This window comes from Wolbachia endosymbiont (group B) of Scrobipalpa ocellatella (assembly GCF_964188425.1).
GTDB lineage: Bacteria > Pseudomonadota > Alphaproteobacteria > Rickettsiales > Anaplasmataceae > Wolbachia.
Map to the genome: position 1 here is coordinate 1,126,947 of NZ_OZ077190.1, position 12,111 is coordinate 1,139,057.

9 protein-coding genes are annotated in these 12,111 nt (G+C 33.4%); 5 read left to right on the forward strand and 4 right to left on the reverse strand.

All coding sequences use genetic code 11. The features are described 5' to 3' along the window. Positions 1-46: 46 nt before the first annotated feature. The 3 genes from AB3210_RS05340 to pheS are packed head-to-tail and all read right to left on the reverse strand — an operon-like array spanning position 47 to position 2,938. Positions 47-607: a P44/Msp2 family outer membrane protein gene (locus tag AB3210_RS05340; protein ID WP_007302507.1), complete on the reverse strand. Its 561-nt coding sequence runs from the start codon at positions 605-607 to the stop codon at positions 47-49. A gap of 60 nt (positions 608-667) precedes the next feature. Next, positions 668-1,894, reverse strand: coding sequence for an NTP transferase domain-containing protein (locus tag AB3210_RS05345; RefSeq protein ID WP_052264905.1), 1,227 nt, complete (start codon positions 1,892-1,894; stop codon positions 668-670). Next, positions 1,895-2,938, reverse strand: coding sequence for a phenylalanine--tRNA ligase subunit alpha (pheS, locus tag AB3210_RS05350; RefSeq protein WP_052264906.1), 1,044 nt, complete (start codon positions 2,936-2,938; stop codon positions 1,895-1,897). Between the two features lie 591 nt (positions 2,939-3,529). Here pheS and AB3210_RS05355 point away from each other — a divergent pair. Genes AB3210_RS05355 through AB3210_RS05365 form a run of 3 tightly spaced genes read left to right on the forward strand, consistent with a single transcriptional unit; the run spans position 3,530 to position 6,548 of the window. Next, positions 3,530-5,266: a hypothetical protein gene (locus AB3210_RS05355; protein ID WP_052264907.1), complete on the forward strand. Its 1,737-nt coding sequence runs from the start codon at positions 3,530-3,532 to the stop codon at positions 5,264-5,266. A 40-nt stretch (positions 5,267-5,306) separates the two neighbouring features. Further along, entirely contained in the window at positions 5,307-5,903 is a 597-nt protein-coding gene (locus AB3210_RS05360; RefSeq protein ID WP_007302503.1) for a riboflavin synthase, read from the forward strand. Positions 5,904-5,960: 57 nt separating this feature from the next. Next, positions 5,961-6,548: a CvpA family protein gene (locus AB3210_RS05365; RefSeq protein ID WP_007302502.1), complete on the forward strand. Its 588-nt coding sequence runs from the start codon at positions 5,961-5,963 to the stop codon at positions 6,546-6,548. A gap of 130 nt (positions 6,549-6,678) precedes the next feature. Here the strand turns inward: AB3210_RS05365 and AB3210_RS05370 are convergent, their stop codons facing one another. Then, positions 6,679-8,004 (reverse strand): phosphomannomutase/phosphoglucomutase, encoded by a 1,326-nt coding sequence (locus tag AB3210_RS05370; protein ID WP_010407162.1) that lies wholly within the window; start codon positions 8,002-8,004, stop codon positions 6,679-6,681. Between the two features lie 129 nt (positions 8,005-8,133). Here AB3210_RS05370 and AB3210_RS05375 point away from each other — a divergent pair, with 129 nt between their 5' ends. Continuing rightward, on the forward strand, positions 8,134-10,164 hold the full coding sequence (locus AB3210_RS05375; protein ID WP_096097186.1) for a hypothetical protein: 2,031 nt from the start codon (positions 8,134-8,136) through the stop codon (positions 10,162-10,164). A 189-nt stretch (positions 10,165-10,353) separates the two neighbouring features. Then, positions 10,354-11,883 carry a hypothetical protein gene (locus AB3210_RS05380; protein ID WP_052264853.1) on the forward strand — a complete coding sequence of 510 codons (1,530 nt, stop codon included), beginning with the start codon at positions 10,354-10,356 and terminating at the stop codon, positions 11,881-11,883. Positions 11,884-12,111 lie beyond the last annotated feature (228 nt).

A 12,111-nucleotide genomic window follows, 5' to 3' on the forward strand; every position in this document is an offset into this window, starting at 1 on the left:
CAATATAATTTCCCACTAGCCTTTACTAAAAATATTCAATCAGAGTTTATAAATTAAAACTCACTCCTAGCTCAATTCCATGGAAAATTTTATGAAACCTTTGCAATTTGTAGCCAGCAAAAACACTTGTTCTTTCAGAAAGTGGAAGATTAATACCAGAACCTATTTGATAAGAAAAAAATTCATCATTGACTACAGCTTTGAAAGCCTCTCCAAGTAGAGCACTTATGTTTTCACCTATACTATCAGCTCTACCTACATTAGGTTTAGCCTTCATTGTACGCACTATAACAGCACCAACACCAGCAGTAATATAAGGAGTAATACCCGTATTTTCAAATTTATGATGATAATGAAGCTTTGCCATAAGCCCCACCACTGCTCCAAATTCTTCATCAAGAGTAGGTTTGATTAGAGAATTAATAATAGGTTTGATTACATAGCCAACTGAAATTTTAACGCTATCTGTATAGTGAAAACCAACGTCATAATTAACACCAAGTCGGCTATATGACAAAGAAGTATAAATTCTATCTTTAATCCAATCAACTCCAAAAGATGGTACTGAAAGAGAACAACAAACCAACAAGGTAAATAATTTTTTCATTTTTATCTAAGATCTCAGCATATGCATATATAAGCATAACCATCAAGAAAAAAATTGGAATTATTTTATTTTTTTAGTTACTTGCCTTTCTCTTGCAATTGCAAGACTTCCCTTTGGCACATCTTTCACTATAACGCTACCTGCTGCAATGACAGAGTCATCATGCACATTAAGCGGTGCAATTAATGAACTATTGGCACCAATAAAACAATTGCTTCCAATATTTGTTCTATGTTTCTTTTTCCCATCATAATTACAAATAACGGTACCTGCACCTATGTTACTCCCCTGCCCTACCTGAGTATTTCCTATATAACTTAAATGCTTTATCTTAGTATTTATACCTATATCACTTGCTTTTGTTTCAACAAAATTACCTATGATTGCACCATCACCTATTGTTGTATTTTCACATTTGGCAAATGGACCAACCCTAACACCAGATCCTATTTTTACTCCAGGACCAAAAAAAACGTATGGGTAAACAATCGAATCCATACCAATTTGCGTATCAAGAGAGAAGAAAACAGTTTCTGGAGCAACAAGCGTTACTCCAGAGTTAGTGAAAAACTTTCTTTTTTCTTCTTGAAAGTAAAACTCGGCCGTTGCAAGGTCATTCCTATTATTTATGCCAGTTGCCTCCTCCTCATCAGCAATAACATAGCCGACATTTAAATTACTCTTTACTGCAATGGAAACGATATCGGTCAAGTAATATTCATGAGCTTGGTTATTACACTCTATTTTCTCCACCAATTCACGTAGATTCTTTTCACGTGCAACCATTATTCCGGCATTAGCAAAATCATTATTTCTACCATTTTGTGCTTCTACGATTTCTCTTAGGGAACCGTTCTCAATAATTAGTCTACCGTATCCTTTATTATTAGTTTTAAACCCAAGACAAACTAAAGCATTGCTCTCTCCTAAGCAGCTTATCATTTTAGTTATTGTGCTGCTTTTTATTAGTGGAGTATCCCCATACTGCACAACAACTATATCTGACAATTCTTTCAGGTTCCTCATTGCAATTTTGACTGCATCTCCCGTGCCGAGCGTTGACTCTTGTGTAATTAGTTTTATACCCTCAAAGCATTTCAGCCTTTGAGTTAAAGGCAAATCGACTACAATAACTATTTTTTCAGGATTCAGCTGCTTTGCATTGTAAATGACATGCTCAAGCATGGAGAAATTACCTATTTTGTGCAGAACCTTAGGCAAGCTTGAATTCATTCGTTCACTATGCCCAGCAGCAAGTACAACAAATGTATAAGATTTATTTGTCACTTATCTTAAAGACGAAAAATGAAAACCATAATGGTTGAGCCAACTAACTCTATTGTCGTAAAAGCTCCTTAGATCACTAATTTGATATTTCAGCATTGCTAGCCTTTCTATACCAATCCCAAATGCAAAGCCACTGTATTTAGTATGGTCTATTCCAACATTTTTAAAGACATTTGGATTCACCATACCACATCCAAGTACTTCAATCCATTTACTATCTTTATAGCTTATGTCCACTTCCGCAGAAGGTTCAGTAAAAGGGAAAAAACTATTACGAAAGCGTATTCTTAGACCCTTATCTCCGAAAAATTTACTAAGGAAGCAATGAATAGTAAATTTTAATTGGCCCATATTGACATTTTCATTAACATAAAGTCCTTCTATCTGATGAAACATAGGAGTGTGAGTTGCATCAAAGTCATTTCTGTATACCCTGCCTGCAGCCACTATTTTAATTGGAAAAGTTTTTGTCTTTTCCATGGTTCTAATCTGCACAGATGAGGTATGAGTGCGCAGCACCATTCTTTTATCATTTATTTTATTCCTTAAATAGAAGGTATCTTGCTCCTCTCGTGCAGGGTGGTGACTTGGAGTATTTAATGCATCAAATACGTGAAATTCATCTTCAATATCAGGACCATCAACTGCTTTAAAGCCCATATGCGCAAAAATGAGCTTCACTTCACTTATAACTTTACTGAGTGGATGAATCTTGCCAATTCTTTCTGGTCTGACAGGCAGTGTGATATCAACTGCTTCATTTTGCAGTTTTAACTTAACTTCTTTATCTTTCAGTTCATTTTCTTTGCTTGTTATAAGCTGGTCTATCTTATTGCGTAAAACATTAATCACTGCACCTAGGTCGCGTTTCTCTCCTGCATCATCTATATTCTTTAAGTCATCGAAATAAGCTTTTACTACACCCTTTCTCCCCAAGTATGACAACCTAACTTTTTCTAAATCCTTCAAAGAAGCAGCATTTTCAATCTCAGAAACTGCCTTATCTTCAAGTAAAGGTATTTCACTTATTAGCTCTTTATTCACCTTAAAAACGCTAGCTTAAACTTTCATTATAGTGCAATCTTTAATATCATCAATAAAACTATTTGGATAAAAAGTTGTCATGCGAGTACTCTCCCTTCTTGTCATCCAAGTAGCTGACACTGGGATCCATAACAGGTAATAAGAAGCACTGAAATGACATCTCTATAGGACTCCTAACTAATCCAAAATATTAAGAAATTTACCAAGCAAAAAAAAGGCAAAAGAATCCCCCAGTAGTGAGTTTTGACCCTATAATAATGTAAATCGGCATTGTAATAATGTGCTAACGCTTATTTAAAGCGCGTTTTGGCTGAATGTAGAAAAAATAAAAAAGACATGCAGCCGCTATAATTTTATGTAATCTGCCAATATATACCTGAGTTTTTTACTGAATTTTGTTGTTAAATCTGCAGAGATTAAAAACAAGGATAAACACTCTTATTGTCATGATAAGAAGATTGATGAGATTTGTAAAGTAACTTTTTCTGCTCTTATTGAATCCAACACGCTACTATTATGTAAGAGTGCTATAATTATTAATTTATTGACTAATTATGTTTTTTATTTCACTCTACATTAAAAAATTTACTCATGCATAGTAGTAACATAGAAACTAAGAAAAAATACGAAATTGAGGGTTTACCTAAGTTTTTTAAGGATAGATCTAAAGAAATAAGTAAAGCATTTTCTAATGAAGTGCTGGAGATTAGCACCATTCGCTCAAAAAATATTACAAGTGATACGCAAGAGTTTTCATTTAAGCTCAAGCTACTGACAGAGGTAAACCCTAATACAATATTACCTCAAATAAAACATTTGATTGACTTTTTTGAAACCAGCCTTTCTCAGGAGAAAAACTTCACAGCCAATATAAAAGTAGCAAAAGAAAGTGAAGAATTATATAATAACTACCATAAAGCTAATAAAACTGTAGAAGAATTCATAAATAATGCTCCAATTCAAATCCTCATGCAGGGCATAACGATAACGCTACAAACAAACGTTAAAAACATCAACCTCAATAGCTTGCAACAAATCGAGATATTCTTGAATAAGCAGCTAAAACATGTAGAAAAAGCCAAAAGTGAGGAGCAAAGTCAAGATACATTACAAATAGAAGAAACTGAAAATAAAAACGAAAATGTGATTGAAAAAAGAAACACGCAAGATAAACAAATTGTGCAAGGTTCGTTTGGCTACAATATAGCAAGTAACAGAAAGCAAATTACACGTGCACCAGTAATTGTTGCTACAATGCATGAAAATATTTCCTGGTTTAGGTCTCTTTTTCAGCCATTCAATTTTTTTAATACGGCACAATTCTTTTTCCCACAACTGCCCAAATTTTCTATACAGAGTAACAATATGCCACCTGGTGTTATTCCAGCACTTGACCAAGAAGAGAAAGAACCAGTGTCAGCCACTCGGATAACAGAGGGTGGTAGTATAGGAAATCTAGTACCTCAAGAAACAGAGCGGGATATAGGTCAAGCTAGGTCGCACACAGATTATTTTAAAACTAACAGAAAAAAGAAGTCAAAAAAGCAAGCTCAAGAACTATCAGAAGAAGAAAAACAATCTATCGTAAAACAAGCTCAAAATGATGCTAGAGTAGCTATGATAGATAACCAGATTGAGCGTAGAGAAAAAAAACTCGATGAAATATTTATTGAAGTGATGAATGGATATAAAAATCAAGACCCAGAGACATTTCACAATATTTTCAACTTAATATTTAATATTGTTTACTTTCAAGATAAACAATTACATGAAGTATTAGAATCAGATGAGATATCAGAAGTGCTAGAGGTACTCAAAAGGCCACAACCTCCTAATAACTCACTTCTAGGTAAAGAATACTTACAAAAGCAAGTATATAGAAAAACAGTGCAATTGCTCAAATTAGTTTCGGGCATTCCTATACAATCTTCTCCACAGCCTCGAAATATTTCTCATGAAATTTTGCCAAGCAAAGCTGTAGAACATTTACCAAAAACAAATGAAGCTAAAACTCGATTGCCTACTAATATTGGGCTCAAATCACCATTAAAAACTGTATTTTCCTCGAAAGAGACTTATCTTTGTCTATTTTTAGTAGCAGCTTCTATATCAGCACTCTGGCTATGGCACTTGCCGCTGGGAAAAGTGTCAATTTTAAAGGAATTGGTGCCAACAGAAAAAAGGAAAAGTATCGGTCTAACATTAAACATAGGGTTACCGATATTAATTACACTGTGCGTTTTGAACCTGGCTTACTTTCTATATTCTGAATATTCTGTAGAATCTATTGAGCAGATAAGTGAAAAAGATCTTCCTTTGCACATCTAACAAATAAGATCTTTTGTGATATAATTATTTATTTTATTGCATGTTTAAAGGAATTATCCAAGATATTGGCACTATAACTGATATCACTATCCACCCTAACTCTGATCAAATCTTCCATATTGAGACACAAAATTTATCCTCTATAAACAAAGGAGATTCAATATCCTGCTCCGGAGTGTGTTTAACTGTTGTCGACATAATGAGCAATGTATTCACAGTTCAAGTATCTCAAGAAACTATGAAGGTTTCTAACTTAAATATGTGGAAAATAGGAAAAAAAATAAACCTAGAACAAGCAATGAAACTGAGTGACAGAATTGACGGCCACTTGGTTCAGGGTCATGTGGATGACACAACAGAAATTTTAACAATAAATCAAAATTTAGAATCTCATGAAATCAGACTATCATGCCCACAAGAATTAATTAAATTTATTACAAAAAAAGGTTCTGTAACGCTAGATGGAGTTTCCCTTACAGTAAATTCAGTTGTCGATCAAGAATTCACTGTGAATATAATTCCCTATACATGGAAAAACACAACTTTTCAGCATAATAAAACAGGTAATTACCTAAATTTAGAAGTTGATATGATTGCCCGGTACTTAGACCAGCTGATAAAATATCAATACAATTAATTTTACAACTTTGTTATTTACAACTATTATATCTTGAAAATCATATAGATACAAAATATGTTTTTCGATAGCCTAATTATCTTTATTATTGTCTTGTGTGTAATAATATCGATAACTAGAGGTTTTATAAAAGAGCTATGTGCATTAATGTTCTTGCTCTTATCAGTCTTTTTGACAGCTAGTTACTATGATTTTTTTATTATAAATTATAGTAAGTATTTTAACTCTAAAGTTACACAAAACATACTTTCTACAATCTCTGTATTTATTATACTTAATCTTACATTCATGACAATGAATAACTGGCTAATGTACATATTATCACCTATAAGGTTGGGATTAATGGATAGAGTTACTGGAATCTTTGTCGGAGCACTCAGAGGAATATTGCTTTCTTATGTACTATTTTTTGCTGTGCACTTATATTGCCACACAGTATATGATAAAAAAGAGGGAGAGTCTAAAATAGACGCAGAAGACATATTGCCCAATTGGATAATAAATTCACACTCTTATCAGGCTTTATTTGTGACAACAGAAGAAGTAATTAACATGTATGTACCAGAGTCATTGATACTAAAAATAAAAGAGATTGGTGAGGAAATGGTTGATCAAGAAAAACCTCAAAACAATAAAGAAAAGTGAGTGTTGATTTTCTATAGCTAAACTAGCCTAGACAGCTATTATCCACAGCAGTGCGCCATAGGTTACCAATTCCTATTACTAATCAAACAAAACTGCAAACATTGACGAATAAGTAAATCATCAAAAAAATTTAAATGTATAATTTTAGTTCATCAATGTAATACAACAAAACTTTTTTAGTGAATTCAAAATCTTCTAAGGTATTTCCTTCACATCTTGCTGTTATGCAGTTTTGCGTATTTGATACTCTAAGAAGCCACCAACCTTTATCATCAGTTACCTTAATTCCATCAAGCTCTGAAAATACAATGTTTTGCTGCTTTAGTGTCTCCTTTATTGATTCAATTATTTGAAATTTTTTCTCATCCTTCACTACAATTTTCACTTCATGAGTGATATATAACTTTGGTAAATCTTTAATCATCTCAGATAGGCTTTGGTTTTTCTTAAGTAAAATGTCAATGGCTTTAATAGCAGAATATAGTCCATCATCAAAACCTAGCTCAGAAAAGAAAAAATGTCCACTCAGTTCACCGGCAAACTTGGCCCCTTCTTCTACCATCTTTTTCTTAACTAGTGAGTGTCCAGTGGCACAGGTAATTATTTGCCCTCCTAATTTGCTAACGAAATCATGCACTTTCATACTCATTTTTACGTTGGCAATAACCTTGCTTTTTGGGTGTTCCGCCAATACTTCACGTGAAAAAATCATAAACAAGTGATCATTGGAAACAACATTACCTTTATTATCAATCAAGCGTACCCTATCACCATCACCATCAAGTGCAATACCAAGATCACATTTATCTTTCTTGACAATATCTATTAACTGAGCAAGATTTTTCTCTTCTATGGGATCTGGGTCATGCAGTGGAAACGTTCCATCTATAAAGCTATTGGTTACGATGTGTATATGATCTGGTAAAATCTTTTCAATATACCTTACAATTGTTGGGCTATTGCCAAAATCCCAAGCTATTTTTAGTTTTTGTGTAGCGTTATTCTTGAGCGCATTTTTTAATATGTTAACGTACTCACTATATATATTCGTGTTAATTAAGCTTCCAATTTTCGTGCTGTTTTTAATTGTATTGCCTATAATTTCCTTCATTTCTTGATCTGAGTAAACTTTTTTACTACTGAAAAATTTAAAGCCGTTATATTCCCTGGGATTATGAGAAGCAGTGATCATAATCCCAAGATCTGCCTGCATTGTTGCAGCGTAGAGCATAGGTGAAGAACAGAGCCCAACGCGTATAACATTCGCACCGGATAAAATCAAGCCTCTGATTAATTCTTTTTCTATGCTTGGTGAATCTATCCTGCTGTCATAGCCTACACAAACGTTAGCTGCAGTTTGACCGAATTTTCTACCTATTTCATACCCATCACTGATTTGCAGGTCTCTGCCTACCACACCTCTAATATCGTATTTTCTTATAATAGTATTGTCCATACTGCACTTCTTGGAGTGGTTAATATATAACATTCCCGCCAAATACTCAAGTTTATTTAACTATAAGATTAGTTGATTTTTTAAGAAAATATGCTAATATTATAATATAGTTCTCTAAAAATAGAAATTATGCTAAAAGAAAACTTATTTATAGCTGAAAATCAAGGTTTAGATGTAGATGAGCAAAAGAAAAATGATATTTTAAGTTTCATTAAATCTTGCAAAAATTTTCAGGATTTTATCAGAAAACTAGAAGAAGAAAATTTAATCTGGTACTTTATTGGTCCTTTACACAAAGATGAGAACATTAAAGAACAGGTAAGTTCAAAGTGGAAAGAGGAGTTTCAAAAGTTTGAGCAATCAATAAATGCAACACATAAAAAATTCGCAGAATCTCTACCAAGTGAAAATTTCTTAGTATATACAACACAAGATAATGAATTTAAAATTAGATTTGAAAATAAAGAAAAACCAATAGAGATTAGCACCCTTTTAAGAGCCAGTGACGAAGGCAAGGTTTATAACCTATCTTTAGGGAAAGATAGTCAAATAACTGCAACCAAAAAAGGCAGCGAAAGGCACTATGATTTTACTGGTTCAAGCTCATGTGAGATGACCATTAACTGGCAAGCTAAGGATTCTAAAGGCAATAGCATAGATTGTAGCATGACTGTAGAAGTAAATTCTAAGGGCATAAAAAGAGTGATTGATGAACCAAAATTTGGAGAAATAACTGACCCAGAAGAGGTATTAAAATTAGTTGAGCAGAATAAAGAAGTTTTTATCAATGGCAAAACTCTATATCAAACTTTCACTGACATGGTCAAAAGTGTGAACGAGCAGCAAACACCAGCAGATGAAACATTTACAAAAGATTCACCACAGTCAGCTACACCAAGTAGCAGTGGATATTCTTCTCTTAATACACCTTCTTCACGCAGAAGTTCTTTGTCTATTAGTAGTGAGGTTAGTGATGGAGATGAAGTATTTGAAAGTGATACGTTTAATGATGAAGAAGAGCATAAACAAGGAGGGAAAGGATTAGAAGATAGAGTAGCGGAATTAGAGAAAGAAAATACATATCTCAAGAAGGAAAATGCAGAGTTAAAAAGCCATAATACAAAGATAATACAAGAAGTTGATGAGGAACTAAGTAAATTAACTGAGGAAAAGCAAGATTTGGCAAAAGAAGTCACAAGACTTAAAGATGAATTGAAAAGAAAGGAAAAAGAGTTAGCTAAAAAAGATCAAGACATTAAGCAATTAGAACGAAAAGTAACCGTACTAGAACAAAGTCAAAAAGATAAAAATGTTAAAATAACACATTTAATGAGTCAATTGAACGATAAAGAAAGTGAGATTCAGTCAACAAATAGAATAAATGAGGAACTACAGGAAAAATTTAAGCAAAGTGAAGCTAAGTTAAGTACACTAGAAAAAAAGAATACAAATTTTGAAAATGATCTCAAGAAAATATTGGTAGAAGGTTCACAAGATAATCACGAAAAGCAGTTGGTAGAAGAATTGACGGAAGAAAAAGGGAAAAACAATACATTGGCTAAAAAGATGAAACAATTGTCTCAAGAATTCAATGAACTACAAAGAAAAAATGAAGATTTAGAGAGGAAAATTCGACAACTTGAACCCGGAAGATCACTTGCGGATGAGTTCAGTGAAGTAAATGCGAAAGTAGCTACTTCAACTGAAGCTGAATATGAAAGTAGAGGAATCGAGGCAAGTAATCACGAAACTACAGTTCCTAAAACACAAGACCAAGGTACACAAGCTGCGGATAAATCTTCAAGCAAAAGAATTAGTAAATTAGGAAAGGAAAATAAAAGTTTGGCTAGGGACAAACTAATGATATCTGAACAATTAAAGCAAAAAACAAAAGAGATTGGTGAGTTAAAGAAAAATTCAAAGCAATTACAAGAAGAAAATACACAACTAAGACAAAAAGCTACTAAAGATAAAGAAGTTAATGCATCATCTTCAACAGATCAAAAAAAGACTAATACAGTGGAAGTTCAAACTGATGTGCAAATGAATGATTTTCGCGATTTATATGATAAAGAAGGCAAATATGTCAGAACAGAACTATCAGATCCAAACACAGTTCCTGCTAAGACTACGGAAAAATCTACTCCTTCAAAAGGATGAGTTTTGCTTCAACTATAGCTAATCCAAACGAGATATTATATTGCAATAATCACTAATTTTCTGTGCTTTCAAAAAAACACATCAAGCAAAATCATTTGAGAGTAAGTGGACATTGTTAGATGAATTAACCCTAACTTAAGAATCAGATATATACAATATTAGTATGTTTAATTAATAGTGAGGTTAAAAATGTCACCTAGTGAAAAAAACTCTTCAAATTTTGTTGAAACTAAGCAAGATGATCTTAAAATGATTCAAGATTCTTCATTAAATTCAGATATCATTCACGATCCCAAGAAGCTAAAAGACAGAATTATGGATCTGTTAAAAGGAGATACAGAATTCTCCAAGATGAAGCAAGGAGATAAGGCCCTTGTAGTAGGTACAGCAAGTGGATTATTTGCAGCAGTGTTACCATTTTTGGCAGTTGGTGCAACACTTGCTATACCAAGTGCTATAGTTGGTCTTACTCTATTTTTCGCTGCGAAAGTTGCTGTAAAAGCAGTTCAATCTGGATATAAAGGGCTCAAATGGTCAGCAGAAAAAACAGTTGAAGGAGCGAAGCATATTGGCGGAAAAATCAAAGATGGTGCTGTATATGCCAAGAATTCGGTAAAAGAAACTGCAAGTTCTGTAAAACAGGCAACACAAGAGAGAGCTAGCTCTACATTAAGAAAAATGGGGGATAACATTCAAAACCTTGGAAGGAAGATGAGTGATAGTGGTGCAAGCGTGTCTAGTTTAGATGGCATCGCATATTCAATAGGTAATGAAGATCAAACTGTTATTTTGAAAACAAAAGAAAAAACGAGAAGTTTTAATAGTGTAAAGGAAATGTTTGTCAAGGAAGTTTTTGAAGACAAAGGTGTGAATAGCTCTGCTTTAACTAGGAAAATATTTTCTAAGCTGGGGGAAAAAATATTAGAGAAAGCTTATTCTGTTGATGGTCAACACAGTGCCAAAAAGGACCAGTTGATCAACCGATTGAAGCAGCAAATAGATTTTATCAATAAATTAGATGCTAAGAAGTTGCAACATTTGTTAGCTAAAGATAATAGCAGCTTATATGAAATTTTTTCTGAACATCATGATGAGATTAAGGAAGTTATTAAAGAATGCAAGGAAGAGCATACTCGTTTTAATACTTTAGAAAGGCTTAATAAGTCAGCAAAAAGGCATAAAGCAAGTTCTATGAATTCACTGGAAAATAGCTTATCAGGTAGTAGTTCAACGAGTTCTATAAGTACTGTTAGCAGCAAAGCAGAATTATTAAATCCTAATGAGCATAAGGAAGTAAAAGAACCTACTTCATTTTGGAGCAAGTTGTTACCATCACTAAAAGGTGGCAAAAAGCCAGAGGAAGCTACTTATATAAGATATCAAGATTCTGAGTTGGATCAGATACAATCTGCGGAGATAGGAAATAGCCGTTTTTATGTTGCTCCGGAGAAACCGCCAAGAAGCAATTCAACGGGTTCTTTAAGCACTGACAGTACTGCTACAACTTCTAGCTTTGCCAGTTACCGTCGTAATTCTGATAGTGGGTTCAATTCACCAAGTTCTTCTCCGCAACATGGTATGTTCACTGAGAAAAATGGCAAGTTAAAAACCCAAGCTGACTTAAGAAAGACAGGTTCTTTGGACAAATTGGTGGGACCTTCTTCAACAGTAACTGCTGAAGTCGATGTAGAGCATCAAGCTCCAAAAATGAAGATATAGAGAGTAAACAAAACTATCTATCTTCTTAAAAAAGATGTTACTCAGTGAGTAACATCTTTTTTTCATTTTATCAAAAACATTCGCTTATTTAAGATCAGTTTTCTAGCACTGGGCCAATTTATGGAGTTTCTCTTGCCTTTTTTCTAGGTTACGTAAGAAACTTAAAAAATAAAAGTTTTTATTCAATAATTTGTGTATAAGGGATATTATTTTACTGCTAGTGAAATA